Raw genomic sequence first — 15,087 nt, 5'->3', positions numbered from 1 at the left:
GTCGAATGCACGACCTATTCCTGCACATCAAACACCCCAACTCCATCGAATCATGAAGAAACTTGTCAGCCCTCGGAAAATTCTCAGCGGTGTCAGAAAGCACTTCGCCAAAGAGTCAGCCGGCAAAAATTCAGGCAAACGGAGCCAAGAAAAGAAGAATGCTGCCGACACTTTGGAAACAGGATTTCAGCTTTCGAAGATCGCTTTTTCACGTGAACTGGTAGTTGGGCGATCAATAAGAGGGCTTCCCAACGTACCAACTGAATTGCTGGAGATTATCCATGCGTACAAGTACGATCTCGAACGCCCAGAGACCATGGATACTGAATTGGAACACCTGACGGAAGAAATTCTATCAAAGATCACGGAGCACAAAGATGATCCACTCAGAATATGCTCAACAATAGAGAAGTTCTTTCAAAAATTTCAGTCAGCCACACACGACACCTTGTGGTCTTCCGGAAAAGAAGCGAGCCACAATATTATCGGCTGCTTGGAATATCTGGCCTTATGCGTTCTGAATCATGATGCTGCAGCCGCGATCAATGAAATTGACAGGGTCCGCCAACTGACGTGGCGCGCCGTCAACCCCGGAGAACGTTTGCCCATTACCCTCACATCCGAGCGCCTATCCACCAAGCAGAGCGATATTTCAGAAAATGTCAACATTCAGGTGGAAACTATTCTTCGCAGAATTGAATTTCAATCGTTTGGCAGAATTATGTATGCAGATTTCAGGTGCGAGCTGCAAGATCATGCAAAATCAGGAATTGACAGCGGCAAGCTGAAGCGCACGGTGAAAACCGCACAGAAAAAGAAGGAAGCAATACTCAAGATGGGCTACAAAACAGAAAAGTTTCAAGAGCACATCGATGCACTCAATAATATACTTAAAGCCGACAAGGCTGGCGATGAGGAAATCAAATCTGTTATCGCCAATATATTGAAATGCTCGATCGAATCCGCCGTCCGAGACAGAAAAAACAGCGCATAGCGTCCCACGAACGGTCCTCTGCTTCCCAGTTGAGCTTGTACCTTCAGACTGAAATCAGGTCGCCGGAACGGCCCACGTCCTGCGGCCACCTGCCAGGGCGCTCACGTGCGATCCGACATGACACCCACACGACAAGTCGGACGCCCTGGCAGGGCGACAGGCTCCTCCCTGCGACGCCGGTGCCCGCAGCCGCCTACTGAAACCTGCTCAGCATCTGCTCCAGCGCCATCGTGAACGGCGCCTGCATCATCGGCAGCGTCAGCAGCACGCCCACCAGGCCGACGCCGAGCGTGATCGGGAAACCGACCGCGAAGATGTTCATCTGCTGGGCGATGCGCGAGATCACGCCCATCACCAGGTTCACGAACAGCAGCATCGTGACCATCGGCAGCGCGATCCACAGCCCCAGCTTGAACACCTCGGTGCCCCACAGCTGCGGCTGCAGCACCCGCAGGAAGCTGAACGGCTCGGCGCTGACCGGGAAGGCCTGGAAGCTCTGCACCATCGCCGCGATCATCAGCAGGTGGCCGTTGATGATGATGAACAGCCAACCGACGATGATGCCGAAGAAGCGGCCCACCGCATTGCCCTCGGCACCGCTCATCGGGTCGAAGAAGCCGGCGAAGTTCAGGCCCATCTGCAGCCCGACCAGCTCGCCGGCGAACTCGATCGCGGCGAACACGATGCGCGCCGAGAAGCCGAGCGTGATGCCGATCAGCACCTGCTGCAGCACCACCGCGTAGAGCATCGGCGAGTCGAGCGGGATCACCGGCATCGCCGGCAGCGAGGCCTGCGCGCTGATGGTGATCAGGAAGGCCAGGCCGACGCGCACCCGCACCGGCACGTTCTTCTGCGACAGCAGCGGCGCGCTGCTGAACAGCGCCAGCACGCGGATGAACGGCCACAGCAGTGGCGTCAGCCAGGCGGCGAGTTGGGCGTCGGTGAAGGTGAGCATGGTTGCTCAGCGCGAACGGCTGGTTGCGTCAGCCCACCACTGTCGGGATCGCGATCAACGTGCGCTGCACGTACTCGACCAGCGTCGTCAGCATCCACGGCCCGGCGAACATCAGCACCGCGACCGCCGCCACGATCTTCGGCACGAACGACAGCGTCTGCTCGTGGATCTGCGTCGCCGCCTGGAAGATGCTGACGAGCAGGCCGACGCCCAGCACCACCAGCAGCACCGGGGCCGAGACCATCAGCAGCAGGTACAGGCCCTGCTGGCCCAGCGTGAAGACTTGTTGGGAATCCATCGGAGTCTTTTCAGAAAGTTCAGGTCGAGAAGCTGGCGGCCAGCGACCCCAGCAGCAAATTCCAGCCATCGGCCAGCACGAACAGCATCAGCTTGAACGGCAGCGCCACCAGCACCGGGCTCAGCATCATCATCCCCAGGCTCATCAGTACGCTGGCGACGATCATGTCGATCACCAGGAACGGGATGAAGATCAGGAAGCCGATCTGGAACGCGCTCTTCAGCTCGCTCGTCACGAAGGCCGGCACCAGCACCTTGAACGGCACGTCGGCGGCCTTCACCGCGGCATCCACCTTCGCGAGCCTCGAGAACAGCATCAGGTCGGCCTGGCGCGTCTGCTTCAGCATGAAGGCACGCATCGGCACCTCGCCGCGCTTCAGCGCTTCGTCGAACGCGATCTTGTTCTCGGCGTAGGGCTGGTACGCGTCGGCGTAGACCTTGTCCAGCGTCGGGCTCATCACGAAGAAGGTCAGGAACAGGCTCAGCCCGACGATCACCTGGTTCGGCGGTGCCGATTGCGTGCCCATCGCCTGGCGCAGCAGGCTCAGCACGATCACGATGCGGGTGAAGCCCGTCATCATCAGCAGCACGGCCGGCAGGAACGACAGCGCGGTGAAGAACAGCAGCGTCTGGATCGGCACCGAGTAGCTGGTGCCGCCCGCGCCCTGCCCGACCAGCAGCGGCAGCGCGCCGTTGCCGACCGGTGCAGCCTGGGCTAAAGCCACTGCAGGAACGGCCGACAACACCGTCAAGGCAGCGATCGTGCCGATGCGGCGCACGCGGGCCGAAGAAAAGAATTGCTCAGCGTTCACCGTTGGACCCCTGGTCACGGCGGAAGCGCGACAAGATTTGTGCGAAGGCGGGATGCACCGCCGGCATCTGCGACGGCTGCGCCGCTTCGCTCTGCGGCGCCATGTTGTGCAGCACCGTGATGTTCTGCGGCGTGACGCCCAGCACCAGCCAGCGGCGCTCGTCGCCCTGCCCCACCTCGACGGTGACCAGGCGCTGGCTCGACGACAGGGGCAGCGCGGCCACGCTGCGCATCACGCCCAGCCCGCCGGCACCGCCCATCGGCGTGCGCTTGAGCAGCCACAGGGCCACCGGGATCATCGCGATGATCGCGACGAACCACATGAACGACGTGATCGCAGGTGACATCGCTCAGGCACCCTTGCTCAGGCGGCGCATGCGCTCGCTGGGGGTCACGATGTCGGTCAGCCGGATGCCGAACTTGTCGTTCACCACCACGACCTCGCCCTGTGCGATCAGGTAGCCGTTGACCAGCACGTCCATCGGCTCGCCGGCCAGCGCGTCGAGCTCGACCACCGAACCCTGCGCCAGCTGCAGGATGTGCTTGATCGGGATCCGCGTGCGACCCAGCTCCACGGTGAGCTGCACCGGGATGTCCAGGATCATGTTGATGTCGTTCGGCGCCGACGGCCCCGCACCCGACGCGAAGTTCGTGAACGCCACCGGCGAGACCTGCTCGGCCGCGTTCTGCACCTCGGAGGCGGTCTCGGGCTTGGTTTCGGCGAGTGCGGCGGCCCACTCGGCGGCCATCGCGTCCTCTTCGGACGGCGCTGCGTTGTCAGCTGACATTGTTTTCTCCCAACCAGCTCATGGACGAGGCGGTCAACAGTTGATCGATCTTCAAGGCGTACTTGCCGTTGGAGGTTCCGTAGTGGCAGTCGAACACCGGCACGCCCGACACCTTGGCCTGGATGCCGGCCTGCAGGTCGAGCTCGATGAAATCACCGGGCTTGAACGACAGCAGCTGCTCCACCGTGGCCGGCGCCTGCGCGAGCTCGGCCACCAGCTCGACCTCGGCCGACTGGATCTGCTGCTTCAGCAGGTTGACCCAGCGCTTGTCCGGCTCGTTGCTGTCGCCCTGGATGGTCGAATACAGCACGTCGCGGATCGGCTCCAGCGTCGAATACGGGATGCAGAAATGGATGGTGCCGGTGGTGTCGCCGATCTCCAGCGTGAAGCTGGTGGCGACGACGATCTCGCTCGGCGTCGCGATGTTGGCGAACTGCGGCTGCATCTCCGAGCGCTGGTATTCCAGCTCGAGCGGATAGATGCCGTGCCAGGCCTTCTTGTATTCCTCGGTCACCACGTCGACGAGGCGCGTGATGATGCGCTGCTCGGTCGGCGAGAAATCGCGGCCCTCGATGCGGGTGTGGAACTTGCCCGCGCCGCCGAACAGCGAATCGATCACCGCGAACACCAGCGTCGGGTCGCACACCACCAGGCCGCTGCCGCGCAGCGGGCGCACCGAGACGATGTTGAAGTTGGTCGGCACCACGATCTCGCGCAGGAAGGCGCTGTACTTCTGCACCTTGATGCCGCCGATCGAGATCTCCGGGCTCTTGCGGATGAAGTTGAACAGCCCGATGCGGATGTTGCGTGCGAATCGCTCGTTGATGATCTCCATCGTGGGCATGCGCCCACGGACGATCCGCTCCTGGCTGGCAATGTCGTAGTTGCGGATGCTGCCGTGCTGGACCTCTTCCTCTTCCAGCTTCTGGCTCTCTCCGGTGATGCCCTGCAACAGCGCATCGACTTCGTCTTGCGAAAGGATCTGCTGGTTCATGGCGTGGGCCCGGTCGTGACGACGAAGACCTGCATCACTGGATGATGAAGGTGGAGTAGTGCACGTGCGTGACCGGGTTGTGCACCGCGGGCTTGCGCTTTTTCTTGCTCTTCTTCGACTTCGGGGAGTCGTCGCTGTCGGCGTCGTCGGCATCGGCCTCGATGCCCAGCGGCAGCACGGCTTCGCGCATCACTTCGCGGGCGAGCTGGATCTTGCCCTCGCCTTCGAGCAGTTGCTGCGAGGTCTTGTGCGACATCACCATCAGGATGCCGCTGCGGATCGCCGGCATGTAGACCTTCAGCTGCTCGGCGAACTTCGGGTCGTCGACTTCCAGCGTGACGCCGATCTGCGCGAAACGCTCGGCATCCTTGTCGGCCAGGTTGACGACGAACACGTCCAGCGGCACGAAGGTCGGAACGGTCTTGTGCTCGTCCTTGGCGTGCTTCTCGGGCGCGGCGGCGCCGGCGTCCTCGCCGTCTTCTTCCTCGGCGGCTGCGGCGGCCGCGGCGGCCTTCTTCTTCATGACCACAACGGCGCCGCCACCGGCCAGCGCCAGCGCGAGCACGGCGGCCACGATGACGATCAGCTTCTTCTTGCCCTTCGGGGCTGCACCGGCAGGGGCGTCAGCGACGGCAGTGGACATGGAATTTCCCTCGATGGCCCCCCGTTCGACGGCGCCACGACGGCGCCGCACTCGCGGGTTGCAATGGGGAAATTATGGAAAGCGGGCGGAAATCCTAAAGCGCGAAAAGCGGGGGAAAACCACGCCGTTCGGCCGCCTGGCCTCAGGCGTAAAGATCAACGCCGCCGGCCGACACGCGGGCGGTGCTGCGGCGCGGGGTGGCCGCTTCCGCTGCTTCGACGCCGCCAATGCTGCTGCGCGAGCGGGATCCGCCCTCGCCGCGGCCCTGGCCGCCCTCCGACGAGCCCTGGCGCGCCTGCTGCGAGACACCGCCGCCGGTCAGCGTGAAACCGGCGTCGCGCAGCGCGGACGCCAGCTCGGGCAGCCCGCTCTCGATGAGCTGGCGGGTGCTCGCCATGTCGGCGCCGAAATCGACCTGCGCCTGCGTGCCGTCGATCGCGATCTGCACCGAGATCGGCCCCATCTCGGCCGGGTTCAGGTGCAGTTCGGCCTGCTGCACGCCGTCGGCAGCCAGCAGGCTGACCTGCACACCCAGCGATTGCGTGAAATCCGGCGCATCCACCGGTGTCGGCAGGTTGACGACGGTCGGGGCCTCGGCCGGCGCGCTCGGCGCGGTCGCGGCCAGCGCCGCCGCCAGCAGCGCGCCGTTGGCAGGCGCGGCATCGGTGCGCGCGCTGTCGCCGGCGCCATGCACCTGGGCCGCGACCTCTGGGAATGAGCTTGTCTTTTCGGCCGCCTCGGCGAGCAGCTTGGCGGCGGGCGCGTCGGCGCCCTGGAGTTGCGCCGCGCGGTCGGCGCGAGCGCCGGGCACTTCACCACCGCCGCCCAGCCGGCGTGCACCGCGGCCACCGCCTTCAGCGCCGGCCTTGCCACCGAGCGCATCGCCCGATTCGGCCTCACCCGCCTGGGCTTGGCCGCGGGCCAGCTTGCCGCCGGCCTGCGTGCTCGCGGCCGGCAGGTTCAGCCCGGCCAGCCAGCTGCCGAGCGACGGATCGAGCCCGGTCGCCGATCCGGCGCTGTCGGATGCGGTGGCATCGGTCGTTTCGTCACCGGAGGCGGCCTCGGCATCAGCAGGGGCCTTGCCTTCGGCGGCCTTCTGCCCGGCCTGCGGACGCTCGGTCGCCGCCGTGCGAGCGGGCGCTTGCGCGGTCTTCTGCGCAGCGGGTGCCGGTGGCGTGGCGGGTTTCGGGGCCGTTGCGGCAGGTTTCGGGGTCGGCGCGGCAGGCGCTGGCGCCGCGGCGGGCGGTGTCGCTTGCGCCTGCTGCCGCTGCTTCAGCATCTGCGAGAACGCATTGGCATGCGGCCCCTCGGGCGACGGCGCCAGGGGCCACGTGACCGCCTGCGGGTTGTTCGCGGAAAAGATCGGCAGGGACGACGACACGGCAGCGGACATGAAAGTGCCTGGACGGTGGATTCAGCGGTGGATCGGAAGGGGTGTCAGCCTGGCGGCGCTCAGGCCATCGGCGAGGCGCCGGCCTGGCTCAGCCGGTTCCAGGCGGCCCGCGCGGCGAACTCGTCGGTCTGCTTCTGCTCGCGGCGGTCGGACACCAGGCGCAGCTCCTGCAGCCGGCGCTCCAGCAGCTTGCGCACCGAGGCGACGCGCATCTCCTGCTCGCGCAGCAGCTGCAGCATGCGTTCGACGCGGCCTTGCGCATGCACGACGACGCGCTGCTGCTGGTCGATCGCCAGCGTCAGCCGCTGCATGAAGCCCTGGTAGTGCTGCATCACGTCCATCGTGCTGCTGCGGCTGAACTGCTCGCGAAAGCGCGCCTCGTACTCGCCGCGGTAGGTCGTCAACTGTTCGGCCTGCGCGGTCGCCGCGGTTTGCGCGTCGGTCGCGCGGCGCGATTCGGCCATCGCGGCGTCGCGCTCGCGCTCGGCCTGGCCCAGCAGCGCCATCAGCGGTTCAATCGAACGGTCGTTGCTCATCGAGGTACTCCTTCAATCGTCGTGATCAGGTGCCGAACAACTTGCGCAGATCCCGCACGCTGTTGTTCAGGCTGGCCGGCTTGTTCATGCCCTGCTGCAGCAGCTCGACCATCGGGCCGTGCAGCTTGACGGCGGCATCGAGCTCGCTGTCGTGGCCGGGCGAATACGCGCCCAGCTGGATCAGGTCGCGCGCCTTCGTGTACTTCGCACTCAGCTGGCGGAAGCGCCGCGCCGCGTCGATGTGCTCCTGCGGGCTGACGTTGTTCATCACCCGCGAGATCGAGCGTTCGACGTCGATCGCCGGGTAGTGCCCGGCCTCGGCCAGTTCGCGCGACAGCACGATGTGGCCGTCGAGGATGCCGCGCGCCGCATCGGCGATCGGGTCCTGCTGGTCGTCGCCCTCGCTCAGCACGGTGTAGAACGCGGTGATCGAGCCGACGCCGTGGATGCCGTTGCCGCTGCGCTCCACCAGCTGCGGCAGCTTCGCGAAGCAGCTCGGCGGGTAGCCCTTGGTGGCAGGCGGCTCGCCGATCGCCAGCGCGATCTCGCGCTGCGCCATCGCGAAGCGGGTCAGCGAATCCATCAGCAGCAGCACGTGCTGGCCGCGGTCGCGGAAGTGCTCGGCGATCGCGGTCGCGTAGCTCGCGCCCTGCAGCCGGGTCAGCGGCGGCGCATCGGCCGGCGCGGCCACCACCACCGAGCGGCGCAGGCCTTCCTCGCCGAGGATGTCCTCGATGAATTCCTTCACTTCGCGGCCGCGTTCGCCGATCAGGCCGACCACGATCACGTCGGCCGCGGTGTAGCGCGCCATCATCCCGAGCAGCACCGACTTGCCGACGCCGGTGCCGGCGAACAGCCCGATGCGCTGGCCGCGGCCCACCGTCAGCATCGCGTTGATCGCCCGCACGCCGGTGTCCAGCGGCTGGCGGATCGGGTCGCGGTCCATCGCGTTGATCGGGCGGCGCACCAGCGGCTCGTTGTGCACGCTGCCGAGCGGCCCCTTGCGGTCCATCGGCATGCCCTGCGAATCGACGACGCGGCCGAGCAGCCCGTCGCCCATCGGCAGGTGCAGCGTGCGGTCTTCGCTGCGCCGCCATTGGTGTTGCGTCGCGCCCAGCAGCAGCGGCACGATCGGCGACGGCCGCGGCACGACGCGCGCGCCGCTGGCCAGGCCGTGGATCTCGCCGGTGGGCATCAGGTAGGCGCGGTCGCCCGAGAAGCCGACCACCTCGGCCAGCACCGGCGGCTGGCCGTCCATGCGCACCTCGCAGACCGAGCCGACCGGCACGCGCAGGCCGGCGGCCTCGAGCACCAGCCCGGCCACGCGCACCAGCGTGCCCTGCGTCTCCAGCGGCATCGCATCGGCCGAGAAGTTCTTCAGGTCGCCGAGGTAGCGCTGCCACTTGTCGGTGCTGGCGACTGCTTTCGATTCTTGCTTCGACGTGATCATGCGGGCTCACCGTTCTCGTCGATCTCGGGCAGCGGCGGTTCGTCGCCTTCCCATTCCTGTTCGCAGCCGACCGAGGCGGCGACCCGGCGCCAGCGCGCCTCGAGCGTCGCGTCGATCACGCCGATGTCGGATTCGACCAGGCAGCCGCCGCGCAGCACGTCGGCATCGGACAGCAGGCGCGCGCCGCGCGCGGCCAGCACGTCGGCCGCGCCCTGCGCGACCAGCGCATGGTCGTCCGGGTGCACCCGCACGGTGATGTGGCGGGCGCTCAGCAGCAGCGTGTCGACCGCCTCGGTCGCGACCACCGCGACCAGCTCGGGCTTCATGCTCAGCTCGCTGCGCACCATCTGCTTGGCCAGCTGCGTGGCGGTGACGGCCAGCGCGCGCGCCATGTCCTGCTGCAGGTCGTCGAGCTGCTGGCCGAAGCCCTGCACGATCGCGCCGACCTGCGCGGTGACCTGCGCCGCGTAGCTCTGCTTGAAGCCGTCGAGCGCGACCAGCCCGTCGCGGTAGCCGTCCTGGTAGCCGGTCTGGCGCACCTGCTTGAGCTGCGCCATCAGTTCGTCGACCGGGTTCGGCGCCGGCGGGGCCGGCGGCTCGGGCCGGTGCACGCCGGTGTTCGGCGTCTCGTTGCCGCCGGACAGCGAGCCGGGCGTCCACGCGGCGAACGAGTTCAACTCCTCGCGCGGGATGAAGCGGCTGTAGCTGTTGGCCGGCTTCGAGCCGGGCGGCGGCGGCACCTGCCGCGGGCCGTTCGGCTTAGAGGAACTGGTCATCGCCGCCGCCTCCGAGCACGATCTGGCCTTCATCGCTCAGGCGACGCACGATCTTCAGCATTTCCTTCTGCTCGGCCTCGACCTCGCTGACGCGCACCGGGCCGCGCGATTCCAGGTCTTCGCGCAGCGTCTCGGCGGCGCGCGTGGACATGTTGCGGAACACCTTCTCGCGCATCTCCGGCGTCGCACCCTTCAGTGCGATCACCAGCGATTCGGACTGCACTTCCTTCAGCAGCAGCTGGATGCCCTTGTCGTCGACCTTCTCCAGGTCGTCGAAGGTGAACATGTTGTCCATGATCTTCTGGGCCAGCTCGTTGTCGGCCTCGCGCACGTAGTCGAGCACCGAGGTCTCGATGCTGCCGCCCATCAGGTTGATCATCTCGGCCGCGGTCTTCACGCCGCCGAGCGAGGCCTTGCGCAGCTTGTCGCCGCCGGCCAGCACCTTGCTCATCACGTCGTTCAGGTCCTTCAGCGCCGACGGCTGGATGCCGTCGAGCGTCGCGATGCGCACCACCACCTCGTTGCGCTGGCGCTCGGTGAAGCACTTCAGCACCGACGAGGCCTGGTCGTAGTCCAGGTGCACCAGGATCGCCGCGACGATCTGCGGGTGCTCGTTGCGCAGCAGCTCGGCCACCGAGCTCGCGTCCATCCACTTCAGGCTCTCGATGCCGCTGGTGTCGCCGCCCTGCAGGATGCGGTCGATCAGCAGGTTGGCCTTGTCGTCGCCGAGCGCCTTGCGCAGCACGCTCTTGATGTATTCGTCGTTGTCGGTGACGAGCAGGCTCTGCTCCTGGGCCTGGTTGGCGAAGCGCTCCAGCACCGTCTCCACGCGCTCGCGCGGGATGGTCTTCATCCTGGCGATGGTTTCGCCGAGGCCTTGCACCTCTTTCGGCGTCAGGTGCTTGAACACCTCGGAGGCTTCCTCCTCGCCGAGCGACATCATCAAGATTGCCGCGTCTTCCAGTCCCTTGGTGTCCATGTCTCTTCCGTGGTTCTTGTGATGGCCGAGGATCAGGCGGCTTCGCCGCTGACCCAGTCGCGCACGATGCTGGCCACGGCACCCGGGTTGTCCTTGGCATAGGCGCGGGCGGCGATCAGCGTCGGGCTGATGCGCGGCGATTCGAGCATCGGCAGCTTCGCGGCGGCGTCGTGGCCGAGCTTCGGCAGCGACTCGGCGTCGTCGACCATCGCGTCCAGCGTGTTGCCGCGCGCATCGACCGGCGGCAGCGGTTGCGGCAGCGCGGCCTTCAGCGCCGGGCGGATCAGCCCGAACACGATCACCATCGCGACCAGGGCCAGCGAGCCCGGCACCGCGGCGGCGCGCAGCATGTCCAGCGTCTGCGGCTGCTTCCAGATCGGCGTGGTGTCGGGCTCGATCTTCTCGATGCGGAACGGCGCGTTGATCACCTTCACCGAATCGCCGCGCTCCTGCTTGAAGCCGATGCTCTCGCGCACCAGCACGTTCAGCTTCTCGATCTCGTCCGGCGTCAGCGGCACGGTGGTGGTCTTGCCCTTGGCGTCGGTCACGCTGCGGTGGTTGACGACCACGGCGGCGTTCAGGCGCTTGACGGTGCCGGTGGCATTGCGCGTCACCCGCACGGTCTTGTCGACCTCGTAGTTGGTGACGGCTTCCTTGCGGGTGTTGGTGTTGCTGGCGGCGCCGTTCTGCGCGGTCTGCAGCGGCTGGGCGGCGCCCGTCACCGGGGCGGTCGCCGGCACCGGCGGCTGGTTCGACGCGGCACCGGGGATGCCGGTGGCGCCCGCGCCGCTCTGCCCCATCTGCTCGCTGCTCTGCTGGCTGCGCACGCTGGCCTGGGCGTTCTCGCCCTGGTTGGGCTTGAACTCCTCGGCGGTGGATTCGATCTGCGAGAAGTCGACGTCGGCGGTGACCTGCGCGCGCAGGTTGTCGCGGCCGATCACCGGCTCCAGGATGTCGAGGATGCGCTTGTTGTAGCTGGCCTCGATCTGGTTCACGTACTGCAGCTGCTGCGCGTCGAGCCCGGCGCCGTTGCTGGTTTCGGGCGCGGCCGACAGCAGCGTGCCGGTCTGGTCGAGCACGCTGACGGCCTTCGGGTTCATCTCGGGCACGCTGGACGACACCAGGTGCACGATGCCGGCGATCTGCGAGCGGTCGAGCGTGCGGCCCGGGTGCAGCGTCAGCATCACCGAGGCGCTCGGCTTCTGCTGTTCGCGGAAGAAGCCGTTCTGGTTCGGCAGCGCCAGGTGCACGCGGGCGTTCTGCACCGCCGACATCGCGGTGATCGAGCGGGTGAGTTCGCCTTCGAGGCCGCGCTGGAAGGTCAGGCGTTCCTGGAACTGGGTCTGGCCGAACTTGGCGCCGTCCATCAGCTCGAAGCCGACGATCGAGCCCTTGGGCAGGCCGGCCGACGCGAGCTTCAGGCGCAGGTCGTGAACCTGTGCCGCCGGCACCAGAATCGCGCCGCCGCCGTCGGAATAGCGGTACGGCACGTTCATCTGCGACAGCTGGGCAATGATCGCGCCGCCGTCCTTCTCGGACAGGTTGGCGTACAGCACCTTGTAGTCGCCCTGGCTGCTCCACAGCGTGATGGCGGCGAGCACCGCGATCAGCGCCGCGATGCCGAGGCCGAGGCTTGCCTTGCTCTTGGCCGGCAGCGCCGCCAGGCGCGCGCCGAACCCCGCCGGCACGGTGAGCTGGCTGGGGTTGGCAAGGGTGACCGCGTTGTCCATGTTGTTCGCTTGGTGCTGTGACGGCAAAGGCCGCTGACGGAAGCGATTATTTGGAAACTTGAGGTTTCAATTGCGTTGAACAGCCTGGGAAATGGCCTGCAGTTCGCCCCATCCGACTTCAGGGCCTTGTCTACAGTCCGTTCCCATGGACGTCACCCTCAAGCCCTTCAATTTCGCGCAGGCTGCGGCCCGTGCGGGGATGAACCCGAACGGCACGCCGCTGGTCAACGGCAGCAAGGCCACCGAGGGCGCGGGCTTCCAGCAGGCGCTGACGCAGGCGCTGCGCTCGGTGAGCGATTCGCAGAACAAGTCCGACGAGATGCAGCGCCAGGTGTCGCTGGGCAACCCGACGGTCAGCCTGGAAGAGACGATGGTCGCGATGCAGAAATCGCAGATCGGGTTCCAGGCCACGCTGCAGGTGCGCAACCGGCTGGTGCAGGCTTACTCCGACATCATGAACATGTCGGTGTAACGCGTTGTTGCAGCCTCAGGCCGTGACGTAGTAGACGATCGACGGCCACCCCCCATTCGCGTGTACCCGGAGGCGCAAGCGCCTGAACTTCGGGACAATGGTGGTTGTTATCTGATGCCGCCGAGTTGCCACAAGGTGCACGCGGGGCGTCTCACCGTTGGGCTGCTGTTTGAAATCCGCGTTTGCCATTCCAGGGCTGCTTGTCGCCGCCCTCGTGACCTGCCTGCCCGCCCATGCCGACGACGCCGTCGAGCAGATGGTGGCCGGCATCGATGCCGTTCTCTACGTCTGCACGCCGGTCGACCCGAAGAGCATGAAGCCGGGGCAGGACATGCTCGCGCAGCTCGCGGCCAAGACCAAGTCGGACTTGTCGGCCGTGCGCAAGAGCGACGGCTACCGCGCCACCTACAACTCCGAGCTGAACCGGATGCTGTCGATGCCGGCGAAGGACAAGCTGGCCACCTGCCAGCGAGCCTTCTGACCAGCGCAGGCCCTTACTTCAGGGCCTTGTAGCGCAGCCGCTTCGGCTTCGCGCCTTCTTCGCCCAGGCGGCGCTTCTTGTCGGCCTCGTACTCCTGGTAGTTGCCGTCGAAGAACACCCACTTCGAATCGCCTTCACAGGCGAGGATGTGCGTCGCGATGCGGTCCAGGAACCAGCGATCGTGGCTGATGACCATGATGCTGCCGGCGAACTCGAGCAGCGCGTCTTCCAGCGCACGCAGCGTTTCGACGTCGAGGTCGTTCGACGGTTCGTCGAGCATCAGCACGTTGCCGCCCTGCGCCAGCGTCTTCGCCAGATGCAGGCGCCCGCGCTCGCCGCCCGACAGGCTGCCCACCAGCTTCTGCTGGTCGTTGCCCTTGAAGTTGAAGCGGCCGATGTAGGCGCGCGACGGCATCACGAACTTGCCGACGATGATGTTGTCGAGCCCGCCCGAGACGTCCTGCCACACGGTCTTGTCGGCTTCGAGCGATTCGCGGCTCTGTTCGACGAAGGCCATCTTCGCGGTCGGGCCGATCTTCACGGTGCCCGAATCCGGCTGCTCCTTGCCGGCGATCATGCGGAACAGCGTCGACTTGCCGGCGCCGTTCGGGCCGATGATGCCGACGATCGCGCCGGCCGGCACCTTGAAGCTCAGGTCGTCGATCAGCACGCGGTCGCCGAAGCTCTTGCTGACGTTGCTGAACTCGATCACCTCGTGGCCCAGGCGGTCGGACACCGGGATGAAGATCTCGTTGGTCTCGTTGCGCTTCTGGTAGTCGACGTCGCTCAGTTCCTCGAAGCGGGCCAGGCGCGCCTTGCTCTTGGCCTGGCGGCCCTTCGGGTTCTGGCGCACCCACTCCAGTTCCTTCTTCATCGCCTTGGTGCGCGCGTCTTCGGTCTTCTGCTCCTGCTCGAGGCGCTGTTCCTTCTGGTCGAGCCAGGTGCTGTAGTTGCCCTTGTACGGAATGCCGCGGCCGCGGTCGAGTTCGAGAATCCATTCGGCCGCGTTGTCGAGGAAGTAGCGATCGTGGGTGATGGCCACCACGGTGCCGCTGAAGCGGCTCAGGAACTGCTCCAGCCAATCGACCGACTCGGCGTCCAGGTGGTTGGTGGGTTCGTCGAGCAGCAGCATGTCGGGCTTGGACAGCAGCAGGCGGCACAGCGCGACGCGGCGCTTCTCGCCGCCCGACAGCTTGCCGACCACGGCTTCCCAGGGCGGCAGGCGCAGCGCATCGGCCGCGATCTCGAGCTGCAGGTCGGTGTTCTCGCTGCCGGCGGCGGCGATGACGGCTTCGAGCTCGGCCTGCTCGGCAGCCAGCGCATCGAAATCGGCATCGGGCTCGGCGTATTCGGCATACACCTCGTCGAGGCGCTTCTTCGCGGCCAGCGAGCCGCCCAGGCCTTCTTCGACCGCCTGGCGCACCGTCTGGTCGGGCGCCATCACCGGCTCCTGCGGCAGGTAGCCGATGCGCAGGTTGGGCGCCGGCGTGGCCTCGCCTTCGATGTCCTTGTCGATGCCGGCCATGATCTTCAGCAGCGTGCTCTTGCCGGAACCGTTCAGGCCGAGCACGCCGATCTTGGCGCCGGGGAAGAAGCTGAGGGAGATGTCCTTGAGGATCTGGCGCTTGGGCGGGACGATCTTGCCCACGCGGTTCATCGTGAATACGTACTGAGCCATGGCGTGTGGTCCTGGAGAGCGGAAGAGCTGGGGGTGGAGCAGGAATGGCCGGCCGCAGAACGCGGCGCCAAAACCGGTATTGTCGCCGCTCCGCGGGCCGTGCCGCGCCG

17 protein-coding genes are annotated in these 15,087 nt (G+C 66.3%); 3 read left to right on the top strand and 14 right to left on the bottom strand.

The window, feature by feature from the left end:
• The first annotated feature begins 52 nt into the window (after nucleotides 1-52).
• Complete coding sequence (locus tag BUE42_RS32660) at nucleotides 53-994, top strand: hypothetical protein (RefSeq protein WP_143171782.1); 942 nt, start codon at nucleotides 53-55, stop codon at nucleotides 992-994.
• Nucleotides 995-1,187: 193 nt separating this feature from the next.
• Here the strand turns inward: BUE42_RS32660 and fliR are convergent, their stop codons facing one another.
• From fliR to fliF, 13 genes are all read right to left on the bottom strand, one after another.
• Entirely contained in the window at nucleotides 1,188-1,949 is a 762-nt protein-coding gene (gene fliR, locus BUE42_RS26990) for a flagellar biosynthetic protein FliR (protein WP_073468380.1), read from the bottom strand.
• Between the two features lie 28 nt (nucleotides 1,950-1,977).
• Nucleotides 1,978-2,247, bottom strand: a complete 270-nt coding sequence (gene fliQ, locus BUE42_RS26985) for a flagellar biosynthesis protein FliQ (protein ID WP_073468379.1) — start codon at nucleotides 2,245-2,247, stop codon at nucleotides 1,978-1,980.
• Between the two features lie 19 nt (nucleotides 2,248-2,266).
• On the bottom strand, nucleotides 2,267-3,025 hold the full coding sequence (gene fliP, locus BUE42_RS26980) for a flagellar type III secretion system pore protein FliP (RefSeq protein WP_073468378.1): 759 nt from the start codon (nucleotides 3,023-3,025) through the stop codon (nucleotides 2,267-2,269).
• 22 nt (nucleotides 3,026-3,047) lie between these two features.
• On the bottom strand, nucleotides 3,048-3,404 hold the full coding sequence (locus tag BUE42_RS26975) for a FliO/MopB family protein (protein WP_073468377.1): 357 nt from the start codon (nucleotides 3,402-3,404) through the stop codon (nucleotides 3,048-3,050).
• A gap of 3 nt (nucleotides 3,405-3,407) precedes the next feature.
• The gene (fliN, locus tag BUE42_RS26970) at nucleotides 3,408-3,845 is read right to left on the bottom strand and encodes a flagellar motor switch protein FliN (protein WP_047500484.1); all 438 of its coding nucleotides are present in this window, start codon (nucleotides 3,843-3,845) and stop codon (nucleotides 3,408-3,410) included.
• Complete coding sequence (gene fliM, locus BUE42_RS26965; RefSeq protein ID WP_073468376.1) at nucleotides 3,835-4,839, bottom strand: flagellar motor switch protein FliM; 1,005 nt, start codon at nucleotides 4,837-4,839, stop codon at nucleotides 3,835-3,837. Before fliM ends, fliN begins: the two co-directional genes overlap by 11 nt.
• Nucleotides 4,840-4,873: 34 nt before the next feature.
• On the bottom strand, nucleotides 4,874-5,482 hold the full coding sequence (fliL, locus tag BUE42_RS26960) for a flagellar basal body-associated FliL family protein (RefSeq protein WP_073468375.1): 609 nt from the start codon (nucleotides 5,480-5,482) through the stop codon (nucleotides 4,874-4,876).
• Between the two features lie 142 nt (nucleotides 5,483-5,624).
• A complete protein-coding gene (locus BUE42_RS26955; protein WP_073468374.1) occupies nucleotides 5,625-6,875 on the bottom strand; it encodes a flagellar hook-length control protein FliK in 1,251 nt (416 codons plus the stop codon).
• A 59-nt stretch (nucleotides 6,876-6,934) separates the two neighbouring features.
• The gene (gene fliJ / locus BUE42_RS26950) at nucleotides 6,935-7,411 is read right to left on the bottom strand and encodes a flagellar export protein FliJ (protein WP_073468373.1); all 477 of its coding nucleotides are present in this window, start codon (nucleotides 7,409-7,411) and stop codon (nucleotides 6,935-6,937) included.
• 25 nt (nucleotides 7,412-7,436) lie between these two features.
• Nucleotides 7,437-8,861: a flagellar protein export ATPase FliI gene (gene fliI / locus BUE42_RS26945; protein ID WP_073468372.1), complete on the bottom strand. Its 1,425-nt coding sequence runs from the start codon at nucleotides 8,859-8,861 to the stop codon at nucleotides 7,437-7,439.
• A complete protein-coding gene (locus BUE42_RS26940; protein WP_073468371.1) occupies nucleotides 8,858-9,637 on the bottom strand; it encodes a FliH/SctL family protein in 780 nt (259 codons plus the stop codon). Before BUE42_RS26940 ends, fliI begins: the two co-directional genes overlap by 4 nt.
• Nucleotides 9,621-10,616, bottom strand: coding sequence for a flagellar motor switch protein FliG (gene fliG, locus BUE42_RS26935; RefSeq protein WP_073468370.1), 996 nt, complete (start codon nucleotides 10,614-10,616; stop codon nucleotides 9,621-9,623). Before fliG ends, BUE42_RS26940 begins: the two co-directional genes overlap by 17 nt.
• A 32-nt stretch (nucleotides 10,617-10,648) precedes the next feature.
• Nucleotides 10,649-12,346 carry a flagellar basal-body MS-ring/collar protein FliF gene (gene fliF / locus BUE42_RS26930; protein WP_073468369.1) on the bottom strand — a complete coding sequence of 566 codons (1,698 nt, stop codon included), beginning with the start codon at nucleotides 12,344-12,346 and terminating at the stop codon, nucleotides 10,649-10,651.
• A 199-nt stretch (nucleotides 12,347-12,545) separates the two neighbouring features.
• On the opposite strand from fliF, the gene fliE reads away from it, so the two are divergent.
• The gene (gene fliE / locus BUE42_RS26925; protein WP_073468418.1) at nucleotides 12,546-12,818 is read left to right on the top strand and encodes a flagellar hook-basal body complex protein FliE; all 273 of its coding nucleotides are present in this window, start codon (nucleotides 12,546-12,548) and stop codon (nucleotides 12,816-12,818) included.
• A 214-nt stretch (nucleotides 12,819-13,032) separates the two neighbouring features.
• Nucleotides 13,033-13,299, top strand: coding sequence for a hypothetical protein (locus tag BUE42_RS26920; protein WP_073468368.1), 267 nt, complete (start codon nucleotides 13,033-13,035; stop codon nucleotides 13,297-13,299).
• A gap of 13 nt (nucleotides 13,300-13,312) precedes the next feature.
• On the opposite strand, the gene ettA is transcribed toward BUE42_RS26920, so the two are convergent.
• Nucleotides 13,313-14,977 carry an energy-dependent translational throttle protein EttA gene (ettA, locus tag BUE42_RS26915; RefSeq protein ID WP_073468367.1) on the bottom strand — a complete coding sequence of 555 codons (1,665 nt, stop codon included), beginning with the start codon at nucleotides 14,975-14,977 and terminating at the stop codon, nucleotides 13,313-13,315.
• Between the last annotated feature and the right edge of the window lie 110 nt (nucleotides 14,978-15,087).

Source organism: Rhizobacter sp. OV335 (assembly GCF_900142965.1).
Classification (GTDB): Bacteria; Pseudomonadota; Gammaproteobacteria; order Burkholderiales; family Burkholderiaceae_C; genus Rhizobacter.
This window is presented reverse-complemented; position numbering and strand designations above follow the sequence as displayed.

What these genes read in the sequence shown, in the direction of transcription:
- BUE42_RS32660 (WP_143171782.1), top strand. Translation starts at nt 53, where the DNA reads ATGAAGAAACTTGTCAGCCCTCGGAAAATTCTCAGCGGTGTCAGAAAG.
- fliR (WP_073468380.1), bottom strand. Translation starts at nt 1,949, where the DNA reads ATGCTCACCTTCACCGACGCCCAACTCGCCGCCTGGCTGACGCCACTG.
- fliQ (WP_073468379.1), bottom strand. Translation starts at nt 2,247, where the DNA reads ATGGATTCCCAACAAGTCTTCACGCTGGGCCAGCAGGGCCTGTACCTG.
- BUE42_RS26975 (WP_073468377.1), bottom strand. Translation starts at nt 3,404, where the DNA reads ATGTCACCTGCGATCACGTCGTTCATGTGGTTCGTCGCGATCATCGCG.
- fliN (WP_047500484.1), bottom strand. Translation starts at nt 3,845, where the DNA reads ATGTCAGCTGACAACGCAGCGCCGTCCGAAGAGGACGCGATGGCCGCC.
- fliM (WP_073468376.1), bottom strand. Translation starts at nt 4,839, where the DNA reads ATGAACCAGCAGATCCTTTCGCAAGACGAAGTCGATGCGCTGTTGCAG.
- fliL (WP_073468375.1), bottom strand. Translation starts at nt 5,482, where the DNA reads ATGTCCACTGCCGTCGCTGACGCCCCTGCCGGTGCAGCCCCGAAGGGC.
- BUE42_RS26955 (WP_073468374.1), bottom strand. Translation starts at nt 6,875, where the DNA reads ATGTCCGCTGCCGTGTCGTCGTCCCTGCCGATCTTTTCCGCGAACAAC.
- fliJ (WP_073468373.1), bottom strand. Translation starts at nt 7,411, where the DNA reads ATGAGCAACGACCGTTCGATTGAACCGCTGATGGCGCTGCTGGGCCAG.
- fliI (WP_073468372.1), bottom strand. Translation starts at nt 8,861, where the DNA reads ATGATCACGTCGAAGCAAGAATCGAAAGCAGTCGCCAGCACCGACAAG.
- BUE42_RS26940 (WP_073468371.1), bottom strand. Translation starts at nt 9,637, where the DNA reads ATGACCAGTTCCTCTAAGCCGAACGGCCCGCGGCAGGTGCCGCCGCCG.
- fliG (WP_073468370.1), bottom strand. Translation starts at nt 10,616, where the DNA reads ATGGACACCAAGGGACTGGAAGACGCGGCAATCTTGATGATGTCGCTC.
- fliF (WP_073468369.1), bottom strand. Translation starts at nt 12,346, where the DNA reads ATGGACAACGCGGTCACCCTTGCCAACCCCAGCCAGCTCACCGTGCCG.
- fliE (WP_073468418.1), top strand. Translation starts at nt 12,546, where the DNA reads ATGAACCCGAACGGCACGCCGCTGGTCAACGGCAGCAAGGCCACCGAG.
- ettA (WP_073468367.1), bottom strand. Translation starts at nt 14,977, where the DNA reads ATGGCTCAGTACGTATTCACGATGAACCGCGTGGGCAAGATCGTCCCG.